Source organism: Halodurantibacterium daqingense (assembly GCF_042666235.1).
GTDB lineage: Bacteria > Pseudomonadota > Alphaproteobacteria > Rhodobacterales > Rhodobacteraceae > Halodurantibacterium > Halodurantibacterium daqingensis.
Genome location: NZ_JBHTFQ010000005.1, coordinates 1 through 25,675 on the forward strand (window position 1 = coordinate 1; position 25,675 = coordinate 25,675).

23 protein-coding genes and 1 tRNA gene are annotated in these 25,675 nt (G+C 65.9%); 4 read left to right on the forward strand and 20 right to left on the reverse strand.

Features of this window, described 5'->3' with window-relative positions; genetic code table 11:
• Window positions 1-20 precede the first annotated feature (20 nt).
• Window positions 21-97: transfer RNA gene (locus ACFQXB_RS09840), tRNA-Met, on the forward strand.
• Window positions 98-444: 347 nt separating this feature from the next.
• Here ACFQXB_RS09840 and cysG read toward each other — a convergent pair.
• The 16 genes from cysG to ACFQXB_RS09920 form a co-directional block, all read right to left on the reverse strand.
• On the reverse strand, window positions 445-1,824 hold the full coding sequence (gene cysG / locus ACFQXB_RS09845; protein ID WP_377402898.1) for a siroheme synthase CysG: 1,380 nt from the start codon (window positions 1,822-1,824) through the stop codon (window positions 445-447).
• A gap of 15 nt (window positions 1,825-1,839) precedes the next feature.
• Window positions 1,840-2,796, reverse strand: coding sequence for a glycosyl transferase family protein (locus ACFQXB_RS09850; protein ID WP_377402900.1), 957 nt, complete (start codon window positions 2,794-2,796; stop codon window positions 1,840-1,842).
• Window positions 2,793-5,390 (reverse strand): molybdopterin-dependent oxidoreductase, encoded by a 2,598-nt coding sequence (locus tag ACFQXB_RS09855; RefSeq protein WP_377402902.1) that lies wholly within the window; start codon window positions 5,388-5,390, stop codon window positions 2,793-2,795. The genes ACFQXB_RS09850 and ACFQXB_RS09855 overlap by 4 nt, the downstream gene beginning before the upstream one ends.
• On the reverse strand, window positions 5,387-5,731 hold the full coding sequence (gene nirD, locus ACFQXB_RS09860) for a nitrite reductase small subunit NirD (RefSeq protein WP_377402904.1): 345 nt from the start codon (window positions 5,729-5,731) through the stop codon (window positions 5,387-5,389). The genes ACFQXB_RS09855 and nirD overlap by 4 nt, the downstream gene beginning before the upstream one ends.
• Window positions 5,728-8,169: a nitrite reductase large subunit NirB gene (gene nirB / locus ACFQXB_RS09865; protein ID WP_377402906.1), complete on the reverse strand. Its 2,442-nt coding sequence runs from the start codon at window positions 8,167-8,169 to the stop codon at window positions 5,728-5,730. Before nirB ends, nirD begins: the two co-directional genes overlap by 4 nt.
• Before the next feature lie 310 nt (window positions 8,170-8,479).
• Complete coding sequence (locus tag ACFQXB_RS09870; RefSeq protein WP_377402908.1) at window positions 8,480-9,274, reverse strand: ABC transporter ATP-binding protein; 795 nt, start codon at window positions 9,272-9,274, stop codon at window positions 8,480-8,482.
• Between the two features lie 2 nt (window positions 9,275-9,276).
• Window positions 9,277-10,164 carry a nitrate ABC transporter permease gene (ntrB, locus tag ACFQXB_RS09875; protein WP_377402910.1) on the reverse strand — a complete coding sequence of 296 codons (888 nt, stop codon included), beginning with the start codon at window positions 10,162-10,164 and terminating at the stop codon, window positions 9,277-9,279.
• A gap of 9 nt (window positions 10,165-10,173) precedes the next feature.
• Window positions 10,174-11,466: a CmpA/NrtA family ABC transporter substrate-binding protein gene (locus ACFQXB_RS09880; protein WP_377402912.1), complete on the reverse strand. Its 1,293-nt coding sequence runs from the start codon at window positions 11,464-11,466 to the stop codon at window positions 10,174-10,176.
• Between the two features lie 270 nt (window positions 11,467-11,736).
• A complete protein-coding gene (locus ACFQXB_RS09885) occupies window positions 11,737-12,906 on the reverse strand; it encodes a CmpA/NrtA family ABC transporter substrate-binding protein (RefSeq protein ID WP_377402914.1) in 1,170 nt (389 codons plus the stop codon).
• Window positions 12,903-13,478, reverse strand: coding sequence for an ANTAR domain-containing response regulator (locus tag ACFQXB_RS09890; RefSeq protein WP_377402916.1), 576 nt, complete (start codon window positions 13,476-13,478; stop codon window positions 12,903-12,905). The genes ACFQXB_RS09885 and ACFQXB_RS09890 overlap by 4 nt, the downstream gene beginning before the upstream one ends.
• A 1,240-nt stretch (window positions 13,479-14,718) precedes the next feature.
• Window positions 14,719-15,504: a sugar phosphate isomerase/epimerase family protein gene (locus ACFQXB_RS09895; protein ID WP_377402918.1), complete on the reverse strand. Its 786-nt coding sequence runs from the start codon at window positions 15,502-15,504 to the stop codon at window positions 14,719-14,721.
• A gap of 13 nt (window positions 15,505-15,517) precedes the next feature.
• The gene (locus ACFQXB_RS09900; RefSeq protein ID WP_377402920.1) at window positions 15,518-16,192 is read right to left on the reverse strand and encodes an HAD family hydrolase; all 675 of its coding nucleotides are present in this window, start codon (window positions 16,190-16,192) and stop codon (window positions 15,518-15,520) included.
• A complete protein-coding gene (locus ACFQXB_RS09905) occupies window positions 16,189-16,725 on the reverse strand; it encodes a glycerophosphodiester phosphodiesterase family protein (RefSeq protein WP_377402922.1) in 537 nt (178 codons plus the stop codon). The genes ACFQXB_RS09900 and ACFQXB_RS09905 overlap by 4 nt, the downstream gene beginning before the upstream one ends.
• 78 nt (window positions 16,726-16,803) lie before the next feature.
• Window positions 16,804-17,073, reverse strand: coding sequence for an ATP-binding cassette domain-containing protein (locus ACFQXB_RS09910; RefSeq protein WP_377402924.1), 270 nt, complete (start codon window positions 17,071-17,073; stop codon window positions 16,804-16,806).
• Between the two features lie 58 nt (window positions 17,074-17,131).
• Entirely contained in the window at window positions 17,132-18,760 is a 1,629-nt protein-coding gene (locus tag ACFQXB_RS09915; RefSeq protein ID WP_377402926.1) for an ABC transporter substrate-binding protein, read from the reverse strand.
• 57 nt (window positions 18,761-18,817) lie between these two features.
• Window positions 18,818-19,261 carry a MarR family winged helix-turn-helix transcriptional regulator gene (locus tag ACFQXB_RS09920; RefSeq protein WP_377402928.1) on the reverse strand — a complete coding sequence of 148 codons (444 nt, stop codon included), beginning with the start codon at window positions 19,259-19,261 and terminating at the stop codon, window positions 18,818-18,820.
• A 70-nt stretch (window positions 19,262-19,331) separates the two neighbouring features.
• Between ACFQXB_RS09920 and ACFQXB_RS09925 the strand changes: the two genes are divergently transcribed.
• Window positions 19,332-19,709 (forward strand): DUF1428 domain-containing protein, encoded by a 378-nt coding sequence (locus ACFQXB_RS09925; RefSeq protein ID WP_377402930.1) that lies wholly within the window; start codon window positions 19,332-19,334, stop codon window positions 19,707-19,709.
• Window positions 19,710-19,730: 21 nt separating this feature from the next.
• Here ACFQXB_RS09925 and ACFQXB_RS09930 read toward each other — a convergent pair whose 3' ends face one another.
• From ACFQXB_RS09930 to ACFQXB_RS09945, 4 genes are read right to left on the reverse strand one after another with little or no spacing between them, the layout of a single operon-like run.
• Window positions 19,731-20,459 (reverse strand): ABC transporter ATP-binding protein, encoded by a 729-nt coding sequence (locus ACFQXB_RS09930; RefSeq protein WP_377402932.1) that lies wholly within the window; start codon window positions 20,457-20,459, stop codon window positions 19,731-19,733.
• Complete coding sequence (locus ACFQXB_RS09935) at window positions 20,456-21,289, reverse strand: ABC transporter ATP-binding protein (protein ID WP_377402934.1); 834 nt, start codon at window positions 21,287-21,289, stop codon at window positions 20,456-20,458. The genes ACFQXB_RS09930 and ACFQXB_RS09935 overlap by 4 nt, the downstream gene beginning before the upstream one ends.
• Complete coding sequence (gene nikC, locus ACFQXB_RS09940) at window positions 21,286-22,197, reverse strand: nickel transporter permease (RefSeq protein WP_377402936.1); 912 nt, start codon at window positions 22,195-22,197, stop codon at window positions 21,286-21,288. Before nikC ends, ACFQXB_RS09935 begins: the two co-directional genes overlap by 4 nt.
• On the reverse strand, window positions 22,194-23,177 hold the full coding sequence (locus ACFQXB_RS09945; protein WP_377403629.1) for an ABC transporter permease: 984 nt from the start codon (window positions 23,175-23,177) through the stop codon (window positions 22,194-22,196). The genes nikC and ACFQXB_RS09945 overlap by 4 nt, the downstream gene beginning before the upstream one ends.
• A 196-nt stretch (window positions 23,178-23,373) precedes the next feature.
• On the opposite strand from ACFQXB_RS09945, the gene ACFQXB_RS09950 reads away from it, so the two are divergent.
• Window positions 23,374-23,973, forward strand: a complete 600-nt coding sequence (locus ACFQXB_RS09950; RefSeq protein WP_377402938.1) for a helix-turn-helix domain-containing protein — start codon at window positions 23,374-23,376, stop codon at window positions 23,971-23,973.
• 37 nt (window positions 23,974-24,010) lie between these two features.
• On the forward strand, window positions 24,011-25,597 hold the full coding sequence (locus ACFQXB_RS09955; RefSeq protein WP_377402940.1) for an ABC transporter substrate-binding protein: 1,587 nt from the start codon (window positions 24,011-24,013) through the stop codon (window positions 25,595-25,597).
• Window positions 25,598-25,675 lie beyond the last annotated feature (78 nt).

Genomic DNA, 25,675 nt, shown 5'->3' on the forward strand with positions numbered 1-25,675 from the left:
TACGTGCAAAAAACAACCACCGCGGGGTGGAGCAGCCCGGTAGCTCGTCAGGCTCATAACCTGAAGGTCGTAGGTTCAAATCCTACCCCCGCAACCAAAATTATCAAATAAGATCAGATACCTAGAACCCGACCTCAACTGACGGGCCTTCGGCGTTCAGTACATGTCAACACTGTCGTAAGCGTCCGGCCTGACCGCTCTGCCGGTGGCGGGGCCGGGGAGATAGTGTCCGCGATGGTATAGTGGACATTATCGAGGTTTCGGGTGGCGACGGGCGGAAGCGGCGGATTTGGACTGACAACGAGAAGCGGATGATCCGCGCGCAGACGCGGGTTTCGGGCGTGTCGGTCAGCCAGGTGGCGCAGCGTGACCTGCGGTCAGGTGCCGTGAGGCAGTAGCCCCATCTCCTCCTCATGCGCGGGGTGCCCGGACGCTGCATGGCAGTCAGGCGGCGATTTCGGAGCGGGTTCGGGCGCCTGCGGGCTTGGACCAGCGGATGAGGATGATGGCGGGGTTCTCGATCGACTGTTCGGCAAGCGCCTCGGGCACCTGCCCCAGCGTGCAGCGGATGATCTGTTCGCGCGGGGTAGAGGCATTGCTGATGATCTCGGCCTCAAGCCCCATCGGGATGCTGGCAGCGCGCAGGGTCCGAATCATCGACGGCGCCTTCCGGACGCCCATATAGACCGCCAGTGTTGTGCCGGGTTGCAGCATCGTCGCCCAATCCGGGTCGGGATCGCCCGGTTTGCAGGCGGCGGTGGCCAGCATCAGCCGGTCGGTCGCGCCGCGTTCGGTCAGGCCGCGGCCCAGGCTGGCGGCAGCGGCGCTTGCAGCGGTGACGCCGGGGACGATCTCTACCGGAATGCCGGCTGCCCGTGCCGTCTCCAGCTCTTCGCCCACACGCCCGAAGATGCCCGGATCGCCGGATTTCAGGCGCACGACCTGACGTCCCTGTCTGGCCGCGGCGACGATCACCGCGTTGATGCGATCCTGCGGCCAGGACGATGCGCCGATCTCCTTGCCGACGAAGACCCGCTCGGCGTCACGCCGGGCAAGTTCCAGAACGCCCGGATCGACCAGTCGGTCATAGAAGATCACATCGGCCTCCTGCAGCAGGCGCAGCGCCCGCAGGGTCAGAAGATCTGCCGCGCCGGGACCGGCGCCCACCAGGGCAATCCTGCCCTGAACCGAACAGGCTTCGCCGGTGGCAAGCCTGTCCTTCACCAGCCGCGCCGCCTCGCGCCCGGCGCCGCGCGCAAGGGCCTGACGCGGTGGTCCGTTGAAGACCCACTCCCAGAAGAAGCGCCGCTCGCGCTGCGGAAGACGCTGGTTCACCTCGGCGCGCAACCGGCCCGCGAGGGCGGCGAGTTCGCCAAGCGCCGGTTCAAGAAGCACCTCCATCCGGCTGCGGATCTGGCGGGCGAGGACCGGGGCCGTGCCTTCGGTCGAGATCGCCACGACCACCGGGTCGCGATCAAGGATCGAAGGGGTGGTCGCATCGCAGAGCGCGGGCCGGTCAACGACATTGACGATCGCGCCGGCCTCCTTGGCGAAGGCATGGGCGACATGGTCAAGTGCCACGCAGCCGGTGGCCACAAAGACCAGCGCCGCGCCCCGAAAGACACCGACCGAGAGGGTAGGGACCTGCTCGGCCCGCCCCATGGCCACGAGCGCGCCCAACTCGGCGTCCAGTTCGGGGGCGACCAGAACCAGCCGCGCTTCGGTCTTCAGGATCAACCGGGCCTTCTGGGCGGCCTGCTCACCGCCGCCGACGATGACGACGTGTCGTCCGGCCATCTGCAGGAACATGGGAAAGGTCTTCATCGTTCTGGCTCCTTTTCAGGCGGGGACGGGATGCAGGCGGTTGGCCCAAAGGGTCTCGGCGTCCTGCGCATGGCCAAGCGCGCACAGCGCGGCCGCTGCGGTGCCGGTGACAATGGCGCGGGCGAAGGGATCGCGCAGGCGGCCTGACCAGAGGTCAGCCAGCGCCTCGGGCGGGTAGGGGAGGCTGTTCAGGCGCTGCGCTTCAGGGATGATCGCCGGCAGCGTGGTTTCAAGCGGCACGCCTTGCGCCAGGCGAAACAGGGTGACGGGCTTCGACGGGTTGCGCTCGAACTCGCCACCGCCGCCCTTGAGGATCCCCAGCTGTGGCTGGCCCAGAAGCACGCCCGCCGCCTGTTGCAGTGCCAGATAGGGCGGATGAAAGACACCCTGCACCGCGGCCGGCGCCCGTGCCGGGTTGAGCATCCGGCAGACGGTATTGATGCAGGATCGCAGCCCCAGCACATCGCGCAGGCGCAGAAGCCGCAGCGCGCCGGGAGCGTAGGCTTCAACCGGCAGATAGGCGATGCCCTTCCGATCAAGAAGACGTGCGGCATCGTCAGGGGTTTCGGCCCGCGCAATGCCGGCATGGTCAAGCGCGGCTCTGGCATCGGCACCGTCCGACTGGTGCGCGTTCCAGCCATGCAGCAGCACCCGCACCCCGCCCTGTGCCACCAGCCGCGCCGCAAGCAGGAACCAGGGCAGGCCACGGCTGCGGCCGGCCGCATAGCTTGGCCAGTCAAGATCCACCGCCGGCAGCACGGGCAGGGTGGCGCGCAAGCCGCGCGTGAAGCCTGCGATTTCGGCGGCGTCTTCGCCACGGTAGCGCATCAGCATCAGAAGCGCGCCGATGGCATGGGGATCGGCATCGCCCGCCAGGATCAGGCGCATCGCCTGTTCGGCCTCGGCCGCCGTCAGGTTGCGCGCCCGCCCGGGGCCGCGCCCGAGGATCCGGATGAAGGGCGCGAGGCTCATTCGGCGGCCTCCAGCCGGCGCGCCAGAAGGGCGGCGAGTTCGGGGCGGCAGGATCCGCAACTGCTGCCGGCCTGCAGCGCGGCGCCGATCTGATCGACGGTCGCAAGCCCTTGGGTGGCAATGGCCGCTGTGATCGTGTTCAACCCCACGTTCAGGCAGGCGCAGACGATCGGGCCGGCATCCGTCATGCCCTGCGCGGGTCGCCCTGCCAGCAGCCCCGCCCCCTCGACACCGATCCGGTCGGCGACATGCCCGCGCGCGAGTGTCACCGGATCAGCGGCCGTGAACAGCGCGGCGATTGTGCGCCGCCCCTCCATGAAGGCCAGCCGGAAGGTGCCGCGGATGCGGTCCTCGACGCTGAGGCAGGTTGCCTCGGGCAGGGAGAAAAGCGCACGTGCATAGCTTTCCCAGTCGTGCGGGGTCTGCATCCCGGCCAGTTCACAGCGCCAGCCGGCCTCGGTCCGTGCGCGGGCCCAGTAGGCGGCATCGGGCGTCATCGGGCGGCAGGACACGGCAAATCCATACCAGGCCGGCGCAAGCGGCGCGATGGCCACGACCGAGGCCTTGCTTTCCGGCTGGCCCGAGACCGGGTCCACGACGGGGGCGACCAGCGCATCGACACGGCCGGTGGGCGCGGTTTCGCCCGTCCAGTGAATGGGCGCAAAGACCTGGCCCCGCGCCACGCGGTCGGTGATCGCCACGCGCAGGATGGCCTCGCCCAGCGGGCTGGTGACGCGGGCAAGGGTGGCGGGCGCAAGGCCCAGATCGGCGGCATCCTCCGGGTGAAGCTCGAGGAAGGGTTCGGCGAGATGCTGGTTCAGGCGCGGCGCAAGCGCGGTCCGGGTCATCGTATGCCACTGGTCCCGAACACGGCCGGTATTGAGGCGGAACGGATAGCGCGGGGAGGTTGCTGCAACGGGAAGGCGCGGTGTGACGGGCAGCAGCCGGGCGCGTTGGTCGGCGGTGAAGAAGCCGCCTTGGCCAAAGAACCGTCCGCCCTGCTTGCGGGCGCTGACCGGCCAGCGTGTGGGCGGCAGCGTGTCGTAATCCGCGCCGGCAAGCCCCGAGATGTCGAAATCGCGGCCCAGATCCCCGGCAAGCCCCGAAAGCCGGGCGTATTCCTTGAAGACCTGTGCCGCGTCCTGCCATCCGAAGGCCGTGCCCCAGCCCATGCGCGCTGCGACCTCGGCCAGCATACGCCAATCGTCCCGCGCCTGGCCGGGCGCGGGCAGGAAGGCGCGCTGACGGCTGATGGTGCGGTCGGAATTGGTGACGGTGCCGGACTTTTCACCCCAGGCCGTTGCAGGCAGGACGACATCGGCCAGCCGGGTCGTGTCGGTCCGCGTCACGTCGCTGACCACGACAAAGTCGCAGCCCTTGATCGCGGCGGCAACCGCATCGGCGGCAGGCATCGACACAGCCGGGTTGGTGTGGATGATCCAGAGCGCCCGGATCTGCCCGCGGGCGACGGCGTCGAACATCTGGACGGCCTTCAGCCCTGGCGCGGCCGGCATCGCGGGGCTGTTCCAGAAGGCCTGCACGGCGCTGCGGTGGGCGGGGTTCGCGATGTCCAGATGGCAGGCGAGCGTCGTCGCGAGCCCACCCACTTCGCGCCCGCCCATGGCATTGGGTTGCCCCGTCACCGAAAACGGCCCCATGCCGGGGCGGCCGATGCGACCGGATGCCAGATGACAGTTCAGGATCGCCCCCACCTTGTCGGTGCCGCTGGAGGACTGGTTGATCCCCTGGGAATAGATGGTCACCACGCGCTCGGTTGCGATGAACCAGTCAAGGAAGGTCGAGATCATTGCGGGGGCAAGCCCCGTCAGGGAGGGATCGCTGGCCCGCGCCGCGGCCAGGGCTTCGCGATAGCCGCTGACATGGCGGGCCACATACTCCTGATCCGTTGCACCCCGATCCGCCAGTGCCACCAGAAGCGCGTTGAACAGCGCGGCGTCCGATCCCGGTTGAAGTGCCAGATGCAGATCGGCGATGTCACAACTTGCAGTGCGGCGGGGGTCGATGACGACAACACGCGTGCCGCGCCGTGCCCGCGCCGCAACCAGCCGCTGATAAAGCACCGGATGGCACCAGGCGAGGTTCGACCCGACCAGCACCACAAGGTCTGCCTCGTCCAGATCCTCGTAGGTGCCGGGCACGGTATCGGCGCCGAAGGCCCGGATGTGCCCCGCGACCGAGGATGCCATGCAGAGCCGCGAATTCGTGTCCACATTGGCGCTGCCCATGAAGCCCTTGATCAGCTTGTTGGCGACGTAATAATCCTCGGTCAGCATCTGGCCCGAGAGGTAGAAGGCGACACTGTCGGGCCCGTGCTGTGCCAGCGCATCGCGGAACCGATCAGCGACCAGACCAAGCGCGCTGTCCCAATCCGCCGCGTGCCCGCCGACCTGCGGCGCCAGAAGGCGTGCCTCAAGCCCCAGCGTCTGGCCGAGAGCCGCCCCCTTTGAACACAGTCGCCCCTTGTTTGCCGGATGGTCAGGATCACCAACAATCGTGGCCCCGCCCGATCCGTCAGGGGTGGCGATCACCCCGCAGCCGACGCCGCAATAGGGGCAGGTGGTGCGAAAGCTCATGCCGCGCGCCCCCGCAGCAGGCGGGCCGCGTCAAGCAGGATGCGGCCACCTTCGACCCTTGCGGGATAGGTCGTTACCGCCGCCCCCTCGGCGCCCCCGGTTGCAGCGGTTGCCCGCCCGTCCGTCAATCCGATAACCATGCCGTGCAGGGGGCAGGTTACCGCATGGCCATGGACAATTCCTTCCGACAGCGGCCCGCCCTTGTGCGGGCAACGGTCGTCAAGGGCAAAGACCTGATCGTCATGGCTGCGAAACACCGCCACGCAGCCGTGCACCGTCTTGACCAGCCGCGCCCCCCGGCGGGGAATGTCCTCCAGCGCCCCGATATCAAGCCAGCTCATTCCGCGGCCTCCTGCGTCAGATCGGCGAGCGGGGCAAAGGCCGCCTGCGCCTGTGGCGTGGCGCGATCCGCCCAGGGGTCGCGCTGATAGATGGATTGCGACAGATCGAACCGGGCGATCAGCGCCGCGCGCTGGTCTGCATCATCCACCACCTGCGCGCGGACCCAGTCGATGCCTACCTTGGCCAGCCACCGGTATGGCCGGTCCAGATATCTGGCGTTTTCGCGGTAAAGCTGGATGAACGCCACGGTCAGATCGATGGCCTCCTCCTCGGAGGGGACCTTGGCAAGGCGCTCGATCTCTTTCAGGTCCATGCCGGCTGCACCGCCGACGCCGATCTCATACCCCGAGTCGACACAGACGATGCCCACATCCTTGCAGGTTGCCTCGGCGCAGTTCCGCGGACAGCCCGAGACCGCCAGTTTCACCTTGTGCGGTGTCCATGATCCCCAGAGACGTTGTTCCAGCCTGATCCCCAGGCCGGTGCTGTCCTGGGTTCCGAAGCGGCAGAAATCGGTGCCGACACAGGTTTTGACGGTGCGCAGCCCCTTGGAATAGGCATGGCCCGACACCAGCCCCGCCGCGTTCAGATCGGCCCAGACATGGGGCAGGTCTTCCTTGCGCACGCCCAGCAGATCGATCCGTTGTCCGCCCGTCACCTTGACGGCCGGGATGGCGTATTTCTCCGCTGCGTCGGCAATGGCGCGCAGTTCGCGGGGGTTGGTCATGCCGCCCCACATGCGCGGGACCACCGAATAGGTGCCGTCCTTCTGGATATTGGCGTGATTGCGTTCATTGACGAGACGGCTTTGCGCATCGTCCTCATAATCCAGCGGCCAGTCGGCCAGCAGGTAGAAGTTCAGCGCCGGCCGGCAGACCGGGCATCCGCAAGAGGTTTTCCAGCCAAGCTCCTGCATCACTGCCGGCATGGATTTCAGCGCCTGCGCCTTTATCATGCGGCGCACATCCTCATGCGTAAGGTCTGTGCAGCCGCAGATCGGTTGCACCGCCGGCTTGCGAAAGGCATCGCCAAGGCTGTGGGCCAGCACCTGCTCGACCAGCCCGGTGCAGGTGCCGCAAGAGGCACTTGCGCTGGTGACTGCGCGGATATCGGCAAGCGTTGTCGCGCCGTCCTCGATCGCCGCGGTGATCCTGCCCTTGCAGACGCCGTTGCAGCCGCAAATCTCCGCCTCAGGCGGCAAGGCTGCAACGGCTGCCAGAGGGTCCGCGCCGGTCCCCCCCTGATAGGCGGGACCGAAGATGAGCGTATCGCGCATCGCCGAGATGTCGGTTCCGTCCTTTATCAGCCCGAAGAACCACGACCCGTCGCCGGTATCGCCATACATCACCGCGCCGATCAGCCGGTCGTTTTCGATGACCAGCCGTTTGTAGACCCCCCGCCCCGGATCGCGGAAAACGATATCCTCGCGCCCCGGTCCCTCGGCGAAATCGCCGGCGCTGAAAAGGTCCACGCCGGTGACCTTCAGCTTGGTTGCGGTCTGCACCGGCCGGAAGGCCGCATCCTGCCTCAGCAGCGTCGCCGCAGCGACCTTTGCCTGATCGTAAAGGGGTGCGACCAGTCCGAAAAGCTGTCCGTCATGTTCGACACATTCCCCCACCGCCAGAATGTCCGGATCCGAGGTTTCCATGCGATCGTTCACCACGATTCCGCGCGCGACCTCCAGCGCGGCTTCGGTGGCGATGCGGGTTTCCGGGCGGATGCCCACGGCCATGCAGACCAGATCGGCCTCGTATCCGGTGTTGTCCTCCAGCAACACGCCCTCGACCCGGTCCTGTCCCAGAATGGCTGCCGTCGAACCCTTGCAGTGAACCCTGATGCCACGCGTCTCCAGGTCCTTCTGCAGCAGGTATCCCGCCGCAGTGTCCAGCTGGCGCTCCATCAGGTGACCCATCAGGTGGATTACGGTCACCTCCATCCCACGCAGCTTCAGGCCAGCCGCCGCCTCGAGGCCCAGAAGGCCGCCGCCGATCACCACTGCCTTGCCGCCGGGCCGATCCGACGCCGCGATCATCGCATTCGTGTCGTCCAGGTCGCGATAGGTGACGACGCCGGGAAGGTCGCGGCCCTGCACCGGAATGATGAAGGGCGCCGATCCGGTAGCGATCAGCAGCTTGTCATAGGGGGCGCCGCCGGCATTGGAAAAGACAACCTTGTTGACGCGATCGATCCGCACCACCGCCTCGCCAAAGCGGCAGGTGATGTCGTGGCGGGCATACCAGGCATCGTCATGCGTGACGATGTCGTCATAGCGTTTCTCGCCCGACAGGACGGGTGACAGCATGATGCGGTTATAGTTCCCGCGCGGCTCGGCATTGAAAAGGGTGATGTCCCAGCCCTCTGGCTCGGCGGCCAGCAGATGTTCCAGCACGCGGCCCGAGGCCATGCCGGCCCCGATGATGACAAGTCTGCGCTTCATCAGAAAAACCTCCCAAGGCGAGCACATGTGCCGGACAGGGCCGACGACAGCCGGATGTCCGGGACGTCCGGGCGCGTGGCGCTGCTGCCCACGGCGCGAGATCCGGGGCGGGCACTGTGGGTTCCGACGCGCGCGCCGTTGTTCGGCAAGCACGGCCGCGGCCCGGCAGGCATCGCGGTCGTGCCGCCTCGGCTTGCCCCGACCTGATCGGATTTCGCGGTGGGCGCCGCCAGTCGCAAGGGTGCGGCGCAGCCGAAGCCAGGGCGCAGCGACAAGGCCGCGCTGAGTGCAGGGGTGTTTTTCATCGTGTCTACTCCGCCGCTTCCACGAAGCGGTGTCGTTCGTAAAGGAACCGCAGCACGGCGCGCCGCGCCTTCAGATAGGCAGGGTCAGCCGCCGCCGCGATGCGTTCCCGCGGCCGTGGCAGGTTCACCTCAAGCACTTCGCCGATCGTCGCGGCGGGGCCATTGGTCATCATCACGATGCGGTCGGCCAGCAGCACGGCCTCATCGACGTCATGGGTGATCATGATCATCGTGTTGCCCAGGCGGGCGTGAATATCCATCACCGCATCCTGCAGATGCGCGCGCGTCAGCGCGTCAAGCGCGCCGAAGGGTTCATCGAGCAGCAACACCTTCGGCTCCATTGCCAGCGCCCGCGCGATGCCGGCGCGCTGGCGCATCCCGCCCGAGATCTCGCCGGGGCGCTTGTCGGCTGCGTGGCGCATCTGCACCAGATCAAGGTTGTGCAGAATCCATTCGTGCCGTTCCGCGCGGCTTTTCCGGCCCCGGAAAATCTTGTCCACGGCAAGCTTCACGTTGTCATGGACGCTCAGCCACGGAAGCAGGCTGTGGTTCTGGAACACCACCGCCCGGTCCGGCCCCGGCGCCCTGACCTCGTAGCCATCCAGCTTGATTGCACCGCTGGTCACCTGGGTCAGGCCGGCGATCAGATTGAGCAGTGTGGATTTTCCGCAGCCGGAATGGCCGATGATGCTGACGAATTCACCCTGCGCGATATCAAGGCGGATGTCGCGCAGAACCTCGGTTCGCTTGGATCCGGTGACGAAGGTCTTGTCCACATGCGAGATGTTGAGATAGGCCATGATCATGCCTCCGATGTGCCGCGGGTGACGACGCGTCCGATGACGCTCACGAGTTTGTCCAGAAGCAGACCGACCACGCCGATATAGACCAGCGCCACGATGATGTCGGACAGGCGCGACGAGTTCCACGCATCCCAGATGAAGAATCCGATCCCGACCCCGCCGGTCAGCATCTCGGCGGCAACGATCGCAAGCCAGGACAGGCCCACGCCGATCCGAAGGCCCGAAAAGATGTAGGGCGCAGCGGCAGGCACCATGATCTTGAAGAAGAACTCGATCTGGCTCAGACGCAGCACCTGGGCCACATTGCGGTAATCCTGCGGAATGTTGCGCACCCCGGCCGCCGTGTTGATGATGATGGGCCAGATCGCCGTGATGAAGATCACGAAAATGGCCGATGGGCGGCTGTCCATGAAGGCGGCGAGGCTGATCGGCAGCCATGCGAGCGGCGGAACCGTCCGCAGCACCTGAAAGATCGGATCGAGTCCGCGCATCATCCAGACCGACTGGCCGATCACCGCGCCGATCAGAACGCCGATCACGGCGGCAAGGCCGAAGCCATAGGCAACCCGTTCCAGCGAAGTCAGAACCCGCCAGCCAAGGCCGATGTCCTGGCTGCCATGGACATAGAAGGGCTCGAGGATCAGATCCGAGGAATCCGCCCAGACCACCGAGGGGGCCGGCAGGTTGGACCCCGGCGCGGAAAAGGCGGCCTCCCAGACTGCAAGGATCACCAGAAGCACCACCAGCGGCGGCAGGACGTTCACCGCCAGCGCCTTGGCCCAGCCCGCAAGCGCAGGCGCGCGGCCGACGGGCGGGGGCAGGGCGGTGATGGTTGCGCCCGGGGCGGGCGCTGTGGCAGCGGGTTTGAGTTTCGCAACTGCTGACATGATCGCCTCCTACACCATCGCCTTGATGGCCAGATCGTCGAGATAGGCAGACGGGTTCGCGGGATCGAAGGTCTTGCCGTCGAAGAAGGTCTCGACCCCGCGCGAGTCGCCCAGTTGCGTGGTGTCGTTTCCAAGCGCGCGCGCCGCTTCAAGCCACAGATCCGAGCGGTTGGTATTGGCCACCACCGCGGCCATGTCGAGGCTGGCCGGCTGATACCCCCAGCGAATGTTCTCGGTCAGGAACCAGGTATCGAGGCTTTTCCACGGGAAGGATGTGCGGCCGTTCTCGCCCCAGAACTTCATCTGCAGCCCGGTCCCGGTGGCGATGCGGCCGTTGCCATAGTTCACATCGCCCTTCAGGCGGCCAAGGATATCGGCGGGCGGCACGTTGTACCATTGGCGGCGCCCGACGATCTGCGCGAGTTCCTCCTTGTTGGCCAAGTCGTCGCACCACATCTGCGCCTCCATGACCGCCATCAGCAGGGCCCGGGTCGCAACGGGATTGGCATCCACCCAGTCGGCGCGCATACCCAGCACCTTTTCGGGATGATTTGCCCACAGTTCGCCCGTGGTCAGCGCGGTAAAGCCAATGCCCTGGTTGACAAGCTGTTCGTTCCACGGCTCGCCCACGCAGAAGCAATCCATGTTGCCCACCCGCATGTTGGCGACCATCTGGGGCGGCGGCACGACGATGACGCTTACATCCGTATCGGGATTGATCCCGCCGGCCGCCAGCCAGTAGCGAAGCCACAGATCATGCGTGCCTCCGGGGAAGGTCATGGCGGCGGTGACCTCTTCCCCCCGTGCGCGTTTCGCCGCGAAAGCGTCTTTCAGCGCGCCGCTGTCAAGCGCAACGCCCGTATCCGCGTAGTCCTGCGCGACCGAGATGCCCTGACAATCCTCGTTCAGGCTCAGCAGGTTGTACATCGGGGTCGGCTGGTTGTTCTGCATCACGGTGCCCAGCGTGTACTGGAACACCTTGGGCCGCAGGATATGTCCGCCGTCGATCCCGCCGCGCGCCGCCCCCAGGGCCATGTTGTCCCGCGTGGCACCCCAGCTTGCCTGTTTCTCGATCTTCATCCGGTCGAGGCCGTGCTTGGCATAGAAGCCCTTGACCTCGGCGATGATCAGCGGGGCGCTGTCGGTCAGGGCGATGTACCCCAACGTCGCACCGCGTACTTCGGGCGCGGATGTCGTTGCCCATGCGCCACCGGGGATCAGCGATCTGGCGGCCGCCAATGTTGCGGCTGCGCCCGTTGTGGCGCGCAGGAAGGAGCGGCGGGAAAAGGCGGAATGTGGCACGGGAAGCTCCGGTTACCGGCAGGCCAATGCCTGCAGCAGGGGTCAGAAGGAACGCGCAGGCGCATGGAAGCGCCGGGGGCGTGGCGATGGTTCTGGAGGTTTCGCGTCAGTGCGAATGAAGCGGGAAGCAGGCTTGCGCAGCTTTCCGATCGTCCTGGATCCGACCCCTTTGCCGGATATCCCATGGATGCGACGTTCCGGCCGAATCGTCAAAGAGAGACTGATCTGTCGTGCTCGCTCAGCCCGAAACGCGCGTGAGCGCCGAAATTTTCAGCGGTTGCCGGCGCTCGGGTCGAAAATCTGACCGTCAAAGAAACGGTCCGGGGGCAGGATCATCGTGCCGCGTTCGGAGGCCACCGCCGTCGGATGGTCAAGCGCGCCCTCAAGCTTCTCGGATGCGCCAGGCAGGTCCGCACCCACGCTGCGCAGGTTCAGCCGGTAAAGATCGGTCCGGCAGATGGCTTTGGCAGCCGCCATGGCCAGCGCCGGATCCTGTCCATGCCGTCTGGCAAGCCGGGCCGCAAACCATGCCGCCTGAGAGCGCCAGGGAAAGCTGGCTGCGCCTTCGTGGAACCGGATCATGTCGGGCACCTTGCGCAATTCGCCCCGGGACGAGAGGATCATTTCTCCGCGCAATGTCCGGTCCAGAAGCTCGGCCGGGGCATTGACATAGTCGCGCCGGGCCAGAAGGTCCGACGCCATCTGCCGGTTGCCCGGCAAGCTCAGCCATCTGCCCGCGCGCCAGATCGCGCGCATCAGGGCGGCGGTCGGTTCGGGCCGCGCTTCGGCCCAGTCGTGGCAGACCGCGAGAACCTTTTCCGGGGCCGCAGCCCAGATGGCGCGGCTGGGCAGCAGAAGCGCACCCACCCCGCTTTCGACCGCGACCGATCCCCAGGGCTCGCCAACACAGAAGGCATCCACCTCACCCGCCGCAAGCGCATCGGCCATGCGCGGCGGCGGGATCGTGCAAAGCTCGTATTCCACCGGGACAGCGCGCAGCCAGTAGTCCACCAGCGCCGCGTGGGTCGAGAAGGGAAAGGGCACGCCTATGCGCAACGGTCGCGATGCGGCACGGGCCAGATCATCCGCCGCCGCGCGCGCATCGTCAAAGCCAAAGCCATGGCCGGCCGCCCGCAGCGCCTCGGCCAGGGCCGCCGAAACGCCGAACACATCGCCGTTCATCGACAGCACCTGCAGGATGTCGACGCGCGCCGCCGCACCGCCCAGACCCATCGCCATTGCGACCGGCAGCGGGGCAAGCATCTGCGCCGCCTCGACCTGTCCCCAGAGCAGCATGTCGCGCAGGCTGGACCACGACGGCGCGGCCTTCAGTTCCAGCGCCAACCCCTCGGCACTGGCAAATCCCAACTCCTTGGCGATGGCCAGCGGCGCCATGTCCAGAAGCGGAACGAACCCAAGGCGCAGCGGGATCGGGTTCATGACAACAGCCCCGCAGCCGTGACGATGGCAGCGGCCAGATCGGCCACCTTGCGGCCCTGATCCATCGCCGTCCTGCGCATGAGCGCATAGGCCTCGTCCTCGCTGATGCCGCGGGCCTTCATCAGAATGCCCTTGGCCCGGTCGATCAGCTTGCGTTCCTCAAGCGCGCGGCGGGTCGTTTCCAGTTCAAGGCGCATGCGGCGGAACATCTGAAACCGCGCTATCGCCGCGTCCATCACCGCCGCCACCCGGTCGGGTTGAAGCCCGTCGATGACATAGGCCGATACGCCCGCCTCGATCGCCTGCTGCGTCAGGTCACGGTCGGTCCGGTCCACGAAGAACGCCACCGGCCGGTCCATGGGACCCGAGGCAAGCGCCATTTCCTCCAGCGTGTCGCGTGACGGGTCTGCCATGTCGATCAGCACGATGTCGGGCGCGATGTCGCGCACACGGCGGGCAAGGCCCGCGCTCTCGCTGATGACCGTCACCTGATGGCCCAGGGGATGCAGGCTATCGATCACGAGCCGCGCTCGTGTCGGATCCGGTTCGACGATGACGATGTGAAGCTGCATGCCCGGCGCCCGCTGTGGAATGACCTCAAGTCCACGCGGCGGGCGGCAAGGCAAGATCATTTGCCCTCCGCCGGTCCCGCATCGCAAAACTGATGAATTATGCGGCAGCGAACGCCTGGTGCGCCTGATTGATGTGCATTGGTGTCGTGGTCGAAGGGGCCAGCGACGCGCGTCCATCCCGGAATCGCTCCCTGCCGGTGCGAGATGTCTCCCACGCCGCCGCGCGCATGCTCTCCCGCGCCCGAGCAGACCCGGCGCGCCGGTCACCCAAAAAGCCTGGCAATTAGCGTTTTCCCCGGGCGCGGAGGCCCCGTCGAATTGCGCATCGCTATCGGTCTGCGGGCCGGCAAAGCTGGATTGAAGAATCCACGACCACCTGGCCGTCAGGATCGGGATCAAGGCCGCGCAGCCGCCCCCACCTGGTCAGAGGGCAGGCCTAGCGCAGTTCCCTCGATGCCCTTTCCGCACGCGTCCGAGGCACAAGAAACCGGCTCGCAGCGGCTCGATGCCCCTCGGTCCAGCAGTTCGCGTCTGGCGGGCCGGTTTTGGAGAGCGGACTGACACCGCAGGACCGGCACGATCCAGGCCATGCGCAGCGTCTGCGACCGGATCACTCGCCTGGGAGCGGCGCGGCGATCGATGGCCATGGTCGTCGCTGCGATCGGGATGCGCGACGGCGGGGAGAAGATTCTGTTTGACCGCCATGCCCGAACGGGGCGCAAAGGCGACGACCCGAGGCAGTTTTTTCGAGGGTCATTGCAGACTGCAGCATCACGCCGCGCCGCGAAGAGGTCCTGGGCATACTGTTCCACATGGTCCTCCGACCAACCGGCCACGTCTCGTCGCCCGATGATGCAACGCGGCGACGGCAACCGCCCTGAACGAGGATCTGCGCCACGCTGAACTTGCGCTGCCGCATGTGCCGGAAGATGCGCTGCAAAGGGGAGGTGCCTCGGTTGCGAAAGCTCCGGATCATGCCTCTTCACACCGTGCAGTTGAAGCCCTGGACGCACCGGTTCGAAATACGGCACCTCACGTCCTGTGAATACTTATTATGTTACGCCAGTCACGGCAGCTCATCCCCACCGGGCTCCGGCCCCGGAACCTTTGCCGCGGCCATGAAGGGAACATGGCACAGCCGGCCGCAAGAAGTCCCGGCGCGCCGGTGCCGCAAGCTGCGGCATCCGGACGTGCCACGGCCCCCCCGATCATTCGCGGTATGCGCGGCGGGCGGTTTTGCTCAGCAGGCCAGTCCCCGTGCTTCCAGCCAGGCGACCGAGGGCAGGATCCCGTCCTTGTCACGCAGCTCGAGGATCAGCCGGGGGTTGCTGTCAAGTTCGGCAAGGGCGCGGAACACCGCATGCCAGGAGATCGTGCCCTCGCCGATGCTCCAGTGCCGGTCGGCATAGCCATCGGCATCCTGCAGATGGATGTGCTGCAGCGCGGCACCGGCACGGCGGACGAAGTAATCAACCGGCGGCGCGCCGGTCGAACCGAAGGCGTAATGGGCATGTCCGGTATCGACCGAAAGCGCCACCGACGACGAGGCGAAGCTTTCGGCAAGGGTTGCGCGGATGTCCGGATCCTTGTCCATGATATTTTCGATCACCAGGGTGACGCCCACCTCCTCGGCCCGTTTCACCACGGCCTCAAGCGTCTGATGGCTGTGCTCGATAACGTTCTGGTAAGCGACCCGCCCCGCGAAGTTGTCGAGGTTGTGGTAGTCCCAGGTGATATAGGGCGAATGGATCACCATCTGCGTGGCGCCCAGGTAATCGCAGACCTCGAGCCCCTGCATCATCCGTCGGGCCACAACCTTGCGGATTTCGGCATCTGCGCTTGCAATATGCAGGCCCCAGAACGGGCCATGGATGCCCAGTCGGCCCTGGTATCCGGCAAGAAGCGCACGGGCACGCTCGGCAATGGGCGCCCAGTCCTGATCAAGCGCTCCGGGGACGCAGAAATCCTGCAGGCTCTCCAGGTCGGCAACGGTCATCGCGGCGCCAAGAAGGGGCAGATCGGGCATGATGGTTCTCTTTTCAGGCAGCAAGGGAAAGGGACAGACACGAAAGCAGATTGTGGAACTCGGCCATGCCATGCACCACATGATCGGCACCGGCGGCATGCAGCGCCACTGCATGCCCCGCACGGTGGTCCGAAGGGCCGATGAAGCCCACGGCCAGACACCCTGCGGCGGTGGCGCAGCGGATGCCGTGGACATTGTCATCGATGAAGATCGCCTTATCTGGCGCGATGCCAAGCTGTGCGGCCGCATGAAGCGCGAGGTCGGGTGCGGGCTTGGGGGCAGCGACATGATCGGCGGAATAGACATGGTTCCCGAACCGCGCCGCCAGCGGCGTGCGGTGCAACGAACGCTCCAGCCGCGTGATGGACGAATTCGAACAGATTGCAACAGGCACGGGGTAGTCGTTCAGCACCGCTTCGATCCCCGAAACATGGGGGATGTGCCGGTCGAACATCGCGAACAGCAATCGGTCGCTTGTGGCATGAACCGCAGCCGCATCAAGCCCAAGCCGCGCCATGAAGGCCCGGCTGTCGGCTGCGGCCGAGCCGGAAAAGATCCGGGCCGCTTCCGCCCCGGTCATGGGGTGGCCCGCCTCCGAAATCGCCTGCGCGAGCGCCGCGCACCCCAGGGGTTCACTGTCGATCACCACGCCGTCGCAATCGAAAAGGATCGCCGCATAACGTCTCATGACGGGCCGTTCTCGGCCAGAAGGTGCCGCACGAGGACCGGATCATCTGACACGACAAACGCCGGATTTCGGGTGATCCAGCGCCGGATCAGATCAGGATCGTTCAACGTCCAGACCGAGCAGGCGTCCGCGGGGCGCAGCGCGGAAATGGTCTCGAACTCGGCCTCGTAAAGCGCGTGGTGGATGCCGACGATATCGACCAGATCGGCAACCGTGGTCAGTAAGGCAGCAATCCCACCCTGTTGCGCGGCCCAGTCGGCGTTGACGGAAATCAGCCGCCGAAGCGCGGGCGCGCGGTCACGGATTTCGCCGACCACGGAAATGTCGAAGCTGTGCAGCGCGGCGCGCTGCGTCAGGTCGTGCCGGTCAAGCGCCTCGGCCGCGCGGGCAACCAGACCGGGATAGGGCTTGCCATCCGTGTCCGATTTCAGCTCGACCCAGGGTTCGATCCGCGGATCCCGCGCCAGGATCTCCAGCACCTCGTCCAGCGTGGGAATATGTTCGTCCGTCAGTGCCCCGTCGGGGCCGCGCAACCGCGCCCTGCGCCGCGCCTCGGGCGTCTCAGGGCCCGGACCGGGCCGGTCTGGTCCGTGGTCCGGTCGAGCGTCGCATCAGATCATGGCGATGCGGGCGCCCCGCACCTTTTCCACGCTGCGGACCGGCGCGCCGATCAGTTCCAGCCCGTCAACCCGCACCGATCCGCTGACGCTTGCCTTGCCCGGCAGCAGTCCCAGCGCAGCAAGCCATGTCACCGACTTGCCACAACCGCTTTCGCCGACAAGGCCCACGGCTTCACCTCGGGCGATGTCCAGATCGATGCCGTGAAGCACCTGGGTGCCGTCGAAGGCGACCTTCAGATCGCGGATCGAGACGAACGCCATGCTGTCCTCCTGTCGTTCCGAGGGAAGGGGCGCCCGCGCGGCGCCCCCCGCTTCTGGCTCAGATGGTCCAGTTGCTGGCGCGGAAATCCATGGCGAAGGCCGGTGCGGCCTTCCACTTCAGCTCCGACTTCATGCCGGTAAAGACGGCATTCTGGTGCAGGACGGTATAGACAGGGTCCTCACGCTCGGCGATTTCCAGCATCCGTGCGAAGGATCGTTTGCGCAGCGCCCGGTCGGTCGAGGTTTCAAGCACCTGCGACAACTGGTTCAGTTCGGCATTGCTCCATTCACGGTATTGCTGTGCCTGACCGTTGGGACCAAACTGACTGACCATCGGCGTGATCGGGTCGTTGATCGTGTTCGAGGCCGACCAGTCGCGCAGCCCGCGGGTGCCCTCGCCCTCGAAGATCTGCGACCAGTTCTCCTTCATCTGGATCTCGATGTTCAACCCGGCCTGGCGCCACATCTCGGTCAGGATCTGGCCCGTCGCGGTCTGGTTGGTGTAGTAGTTGTTCAGCAGGAAATAGGGGATCGCGTCGCCCTTGTAGCCCGCCTGTCTCAGCAGGTCGCGGGCGAGGTCGGGATCGTAATCCGGAACCTTCCAGCCGTCGATGAACATGTCGGCGCTGACATAGCTTTCGAATTGCAATCCGGCGGGGATGCCGGTCTGCCCGCCCCAGAGCGCCTCGACGATCGCCTCGCGGTCGATCGCATGGGTCATGGCGCGGCGCACCAGCGGGTCGGCCATGATGGCATTCTGCGTGTTGAACACCGTGACCCGGTGGTTCCAGATCGTCGAGGACTGGACCTCGAGCCCGGGCGCGGCCATCACGGTCGCGATCTGATCGGGAGGAAGATCGCAGGCGAAGTCATATTCCCCCGACAAGAGTCCGTTGACCCGGCTGGCAACCTCGGGCACTTCGACAAAACGAATCCGCTCCAGCGCCGGGCGGCCGCCCCAGTAATCGTCGAAGGCCACCAGCGTCAGCGATACGTCAGGGCGATATTCCTCGACCCGAAAGGCGCCGGTGGTTACCGGCTTGCGCGCCCAGTCGGCGTAGGTTTCGGCCTCGTCCCAGGCACGGCGCGAGGTGATCTGCGATCCATGCGCCATCAACCGTCCTTCCAGCGTGACGTCCGGCGTCGCGTTGTGGAAGCGCACGGTGTAACGATCGACCGCCTCGACCCCGCGCAGCGCCGGCCAGAGCCTGCGGCCCGTCCCGGGAACGGATGCCGGAAGTTCCTTGGCGGACTGCGGTTTGAAATCCTCGGCATAGATCGTCTTGCCGCCGGCAGGTTCGGTGCCGGCAAAAACCCGCTCGTCCGAGAATGAGAACACGACATCATCCGCCGTCATCTCGTCGCCATTGTGGAACCGGACGCCCTCGCGCAGCCGCAGTTCGAGCGTGCGGTCGTCAAGCCGCTTCCATTCGGTGGCGAGTCCGGGAACCGGGCCTTGGTTGCCCATCCAGTCCCGCAGGATCAGTCCTTCCCACAGATTGGGAAAGAACACGCGCTCGCCCACGTTGGACTGTTCGTGCCAGATATCAAGCGTGTTGTTGTTGCTGATCTTCTGCACCGCGATCGTGATCGACCGGCGGGCCTCGGCCCGGCCGTGGCGGGGCAGAACCAGCGTGCCGGCGGTAGCACCAAACAGTCCGAGGGTGTGGCGACGATTCAAGAGCATGGTGATCTCATCCTTGAGGTGGCACATCTGCAGGCTGGGCGGGTCGCGCCGTTTCGTCTAACGCAGGTCGCGCAGGGCCTCGCGCAGCGCCTCCGGGCTTGTGGTGGTGATGCCCGCATCCACGGCATCATGTGCGGCGCGCCACGCGGGAACCGCAGCGACAAGCAGCTTGCGTCCCTCCTCGGACAGCGCAAGGCGCCGGGCGCGCGCATCGGTCTTGTCGGTCGCCGACAACACCAGTCCCCGCTTCTGAAGCGGTTTCAGCGCCGCCGTCAGCGTCGTGCGATCCATCCCCAGAAACGGCGCCAGATCACCAAGCCGCGGCGGCTCGGGTCTGTTCAGGGACATCAGGAGCGAAAACTGCCCGTTGGTCAGCCCGAAAGGGCGCAGCGCCTCGTCAAAGCGGCGGGCAAGCCTGCGCGCGGCGCGCTGCACATGCAGGCAAAGGCAGCGGTCGCGCACTTCCAGCGTGACAGAAAGGGGGAGGTCGGGGCTCGTCATGCATAAAGGTTGATATCAACGTAAACCCATGTCAAGCTGTCCGGGCGAATCTCAGTCAGGAGTAACGATCATGGCCTATGTCACTGGCTTTCTTCTTGCCGTGCCGACTGCGAACAAGGAGGCCTACCGCAAGCTGGCCGAAAGTTCCTGGGAGTTGTTCAAGGAACACGGTTGCCTTGCCTCGCACGAAACCTGGGGTGTCGATGTCCCGGACGGAAAGGTGACATCCTTTCCCATGGCCGTGCAAAAGAAGGAGGATGAGACCGTGGTCTTTTCCTGGATGATCTGGCCCGACCGGGAAACCTGTGACAAGGGCTGGGCCGCGATGATGAACGACCCCCGCATGCAGGAAATGCCCGAGATGCCCTTTGACGGCATGCGCATGATGTGGGGCGGGTTCGAGCCGCTGATAAGCCTTGGCTCCTCTGATCCCGCCGCGCTTGGCTGAACGCCCGGCCTCGGCCTCGCGTCAGTCCAGCCCGCTGCGCGCCACCAGTTCACGGCCATAGGCGCTATGCAATCGGCCCGCACGCAGCGCCGCCACATCCGTGACTTCCTCAAGCCGTCCCTGACGCAAAACGCCAAGCCGGTCGCACAGGAAGGAAACGATCGGCAGGTCATGCGTCACCAGAAGATAGGTGAGCCCGCGTTCCCCGCGCAGATCGGCGAGCAGGTTGAGGATCTCGGCCTGGACCGAGACATCAAGCGCCGAGGTCGGTTCATCCAGCAGCAGCACCTCGGGTTCGAGCATCAATGCGCGGGCGATTGCCACGCGCTGACGCTGGCCGCCCGAGAGCTGATGCGGCAGCCGGAAGCGGAAACGCCGCGACAGCCCGACTGCATCGAGCATCGCGACCACCCGCGCATCGCGCCCCCCGATCCCGTGCACCGCCAGCGGTTCGGTCAAGGTGTCATCCACCGTGCGGCGCGGATGAAGCGAGCCATAGGGATCCTGGAACACCATCTGCACGCGGCGCACGAAGGCCCGGTCGCGGCGCTTGCCCAGCGGCTGGCCGGCGATCCGGATGGCACCTGTCCAATCCGGCGCCTGACCGGCGATTGCCTTCAGAATCGTGGATTTGCCCGATCCGCTTTCGCCGACAAGGGCAAAGCTTTCCCCCGCGCCCACCAAGAAGGTCACGCCATGGACAACAGCTCTCCCGCCAAAGCTGACGGTCAGATCCGCGATGTCGATCATGTGCCCGCTCCGATGGCGGCCCGGTCCAGCACCGGCAGCCGCATGCGTGTTTCGTCCAGCCGCGGAACCGAGGCAAGCAGCCCGCGCGTATACGGATGGGTTGCGGCATGAAGCTGGCCGGCGGCGCATTCCTCGACCACACGGCCCGCATACATCACCAGGATCCGGTCGCACCAACGCGCCACCATGTCGAGATCATGGCTGATCAGGATCAGCCCCATGCCGCGCCGGCGCACCAGATCGTCAAGGATTTCCAGCACCGTCGCACGGACCGAGACATCAAGCGCCGAAGTGGGCTCGTCCGCGATCATCAGATCAGGCTCCAGCACCACCATCATCGCGATCATCACCCGCTGGCCCATGCCGCCCGAAACTTCGTGCGGGTAAAGGCGATAGACGCGTTCAGGGTCGTTGATCCGCACTGCCTCGAGCACGTCAAGCACCGCCTGACGGCGGGCACGGGCGCCAAGGCGGCGGTGAAACCGGAGCGCCTCGCCGATCTGTTCGCCGATACGCATCACCGGGTTCAGGCTGAACTTGGGGTCCTGCATCACCATCGACATCCGGGCCCCGCGCAGGCGGCGAAAGCGCGATTCCGGCAGGTCGCGCAGATCGATCCCGTCAAACTCCAGCCGATCAGCCGTCACGCGTCCGGGCCGCGCGATCAGCCCCATCAGGGCGCGGCCGGTCATCGACTTGCCCGACCCGCTTTCGCCCACAATGCCCAACCTTTCGCGGCCAAGGTCAAGGCTGAGCCCCTTGACCACCTCGACTTCGCCCTGCTCGGTGGGAAAGCGGACCCGCAGGTTCTCGACACGCAGCAGGCTCATGATTTCACCTTGCCCTTGGGGTCAAGCACATCGCGCAGCCCGTCACCGAACAGGCAGAAGCCCAGGCTGACGATGACGATGGCGAAACCCGGCATGGTGGCCACCCACCACTGATCGAGAATGAACGCCCGCCCGCGTGAGATCATCGCCCCCCATTCCGGTAAAGGAGGCTGAGCCCCGAGGCCCAGAAATCCAAGCCCCGCAGCCGTCAGGATGATCCCTGCCATGTCGAGCGTCACCCGCACGATGCAGGACGACAGGCAAAGGGGCAGCACATGCCGGCTGATGATGCGCACCTGCCCTGCACCCTGCATCTGGGCCGCCGCGATAAAATCGGCGTTGCGGAAGGTCAGCGTTTCGGCGCGGGCGATGCGGGCATAGACCGGCCAGGCCGTGATGGCGATGGCGATGACCGCATTCTCGATCCCCGGGCCCAGTGCGGCGACGAAGGCCAGCGCCAGGATCAGCCGTGGCATCGACAGGAAGATGTCGGTTACCCCCATCAGCACCCGGTCCACCCAGCCGCCGAAATAGCCGGAAACGGCGCCCACGATCAGCCCCAGAGGGGCGGCGATGATGGCCACCAGCAGCACGATGAACAGCGTGATACGTGCGCCATGGATCACGCGGCTCAGAATGTCGCGTCCCAACTCGTCCGTCCCCATCCAGTGCGTGGAAGAAGGCGGTTGCAACCGGTTCTGCAAGCTGCCTTCGAAAGGTGAGAACGGTGCGATCCAGGGGGCAAGTGCCGCCACCACCAGCAGCATCACGATGATGACCAGCCCGACCATGGCCAGCGGATTGCGCAACAGCGCCCGCAGCACCCGGTAAAGCTGGCCCAACCGCGCCTGGGCGCGGGTTTCGGGATCCTCGCTCAGCAGCCAGTTGCGGGAAAGGATTGGGGTCATGTGCGCGCCCTCGGGTCCAGCAGGCGATAGAGCAGGTCAGAGCCCTTGTTGATGGCGATGAACACGGCACCGATCACCAGTGTCGCCCCCAGCACCGCGTTCATGTCGGCATTCAGAAGCGCCGTTGTCAGATAGTTGCCGATCCCGGGCCAGGAAAACACCGTCTCGATCATCACCGATCCCTCCAGCAGGCTCGCATAGCTGAGACCGATCACCGTGATCAGCTGCACCCGGATGGGTCGGAAGGCGTGGCGCCAGATGATCACCCGTTCCGGTGCGCCCTTGACGCGGGCGGTCGTGATATACTCCTGCCCCAGCTGTTCCAGCATGAAGCTGCGCGTCATCCGCGCGATATAGGCAAGGCTGAAGAAGCCGAGGATCGTGGCGGGCAGCACCACATGCGACCAGGCGGATCGGAAGGCGCGCAGGTCGCCCGCGATCAGACTGTCGATCAGCAGAAGCCCGGTGCGGCTGGGCACCATGCCATCCATGAAGATGTCGATCCGACCCGGCCCGCCCACCAGCCGGAAATGTGCATAAAAGACCACGAGGCCGACAAGACCCAGCCAGAAGGCGGGGATTGCATAGCCAGCGAGCGCCAGAACCCGGATCACCTGGTCGATCCAGCTGCCCTGGCGCGCGGCGGCGATCACCCCCATCGGCACGCCGACCAGAACGCCGATCAGGATGCCCAGCGTCGCCATCTCCAGCGTCGCGGGAAAGACCCGGGCCAGATCCTCGGCCACCGGACGTCCGGTGCTGACGGAACGACCCAGATCCCCCTGCGCCACATCCGCGACATAGCGCGCGAACTGGACCAGCATCGGATCATCAAGCCCCATGGCCAGCCGCGCGGCCTCGTAGGTCTCGCGCGATGCGCGGTCACCCACGACGGCCAGAACCGGATCGATCGGCACCACGCGCCCGATGACAAAGGTGATGGCCAGCAAGCCCAGGAAGGTGACAAGAACCGTCACCATGAACCAAAGAAGCGGCACGATGCGGCGCCCGAATGGGGCGAACCGGCGGGCGGCCTGATCCATGCAGCTGTCCTTCTTCAAGGGCCCCTGACGGGATGTCGCGGGCGCTTCGCAGGCTTTAGCAAAAAAACTTTGACCGATCAAAAAATTTTTACTAGCTTCCGCCAAGGCCACCCGCACCGCGCGAAAGGATGCCATGTCGCGACCCCTGCACCAGTCTTCGGACACGCCGCCGACGCCGCAGTTCGGTGGCCGAATCCGGGAATTGCGGCGCAAGGCCGGGCTGACCTTGCAGGCCCTGGCCGATGAAGCGGGAATCTCGGTGGGCTTCCTCAGCCAGGTCGAGCGGGACAAGGCGACGCCCTCTCTCGGCACCCTTGCCAGTCTTGCGGCCGCGCTGGGGGTTGGTGTCAATTGGTTCATCGCCGCTCCCCGCCCTGCCGATGCCGTCACCCGCGCCGGCGCGCGGGCCCAGTTTTCGCTGGCCGACAGTTCGCTGGTTTACGAGCGGCTTGATACGCATCTGCCTGGTGGTACGCTGTCCTCGCTGATCGTCCATCTGCCCAGGGGCTATGCGTCAGAGGTGACGCGCCATACCGGCGAAGAGATGATCTTCGTGCTTGACGGGGAAATCCGTCAGACCCTGGGCGATGCGGTGATCCTGCTCGGCCCCGGCGACTCGCTTCACTTCATGGGCGATACGCCCCATTCCTTTGCCAATGTCGGCGCTGGTCCGGCCCGGCTTCTGTGGACCGGAACTTCGCCGCGCATCATCGGCAGCCCCGATCAAACCTAGCGGGACAACCCGCAGCACCCAAGGACAGGAGAGGACCATGTCATTCATCCGAACCACGCTGGCCGTCAGCCTTCTGGCGCTCGCGACAGCGCCGGCGCTGGCCGCGACGCCCGATACCGCGCTGGTGGTGGCGCAGAACATCGACGACATCGTGACCATCGATCCGGCAACGGCATACGAGTTCAGCTCGGGCGAATATGTCACCAACACCTATGACCAGCTGGTGCAGTATGATGCGGTCGATACCGAGACGCTGGCCGCCGGCCTCGCGACGGACTGGGAGATCGACGCCGAGAACCGCGCCATCACCTTCACGCTGCGCGACGGGGTAACCTTCCATTCCGGCAATCCGCTGCGGGCCGAGGATGTCGCGGGAAGCTGGCGCCGCGTGATTGCGCTTGACCGCGCGCCGGCCTTCATCCTGGGCAACCTGGGCTGGACCGTCGACAATTTCGACGAAATGGTGACCACCGAGGGTAACACCGTCACCGTCCGCTGGACGGGCGATTTCGCGCCGTCCTTCGTGCTGAACGTGCTCGCGTCCCGCCCGGCCTCGGTCGTGGACATGGAAACCGTCATGGCCAAAGAGGTCGATGGCGACATGGGCCATGCCTGGCTGAATGAAAACAGCGCCGGCACCGGGCCCTTCAAGCTGCGCACCTTCCGCCCGGGCGAAGTGCTGATGATGGATCGCAACCCTGATTATTTTGCCGGTGCCCCGGCGATGGAACAGATCCTGATCCGCCATGTGGCCGAAGCCTCGACCCAGCGTCTGCTGCTGGAGTCGGGCGATGTGGACATGGCGAAAAGCCTGACGCCGGATCAGGTTGCAGGCCTTGCCACGAACGAGGCGATCCGGGTCGAGACCTTCCCGCAGGCGGCGGTGCACTGGATTTCCTTCAACCAGAAGACGGAAAGCCTCACCAATCCTGCCTTGTGGGAAGCCGCGCGCTATCTCGTTGATTATCAGGGCATGGCCGACAGCTTCCTTCAGGGGCAGATGCAGGTGCATCAGGCCTTCTGGCCGGCCGGTTTCCCCGGGGCGCTGACCGATACGCCCTTCACCTATGACCCCGAGCGCGCGCGCCAGATCCTCGAGGAGGGCGGGGTCGAGCTTCCGATCACCGTCACGCTGGATGTGATCAACGCCAATCCGTTCAATGACATGGCACAGTCGCTCCAGCAGACCTTTGCGCCCGCCGGCATCAACTTCGAGATCCTGCCGGGCACCGGCGCCCAGGTCATCACCAAGTACCGCGCCCGCACCCATCAGGCGATGCTGCTGTACTGGGGTCCCGACTTCATGGATCCGCATTCGAATGCCAAGGCTTTCGCCTATAACGCCGACAATTCCGACGATGCCTATGTCTCGACCACGACCTGGCGCAACGCCTGGATGCCGCCCGAAGAGATCAACAACCTGACCATGGCCGCGCTGGCCGAACAGGACGCCGATCGCCGGAACGAGATGTATCTGGACCTCCAGCGCGAAATCCAGCGCGAGTCGCCCTTCGTCATCATGTTCCAGGCGGTCAAGCAGGTTGCCATGGCCGACCGGGTGACAGGCTTTGTCAACGGCTCCAACTCGGATTTCGTCTACTACCGCCTGGTGGAGAAGAACTGATCGCCCGGGTGGCGGCCCGTCCGCCACCCGCCATCGCGCACCGGCGGTTGCCGGTGCCGAACCGCCTGCTGGCCCCTG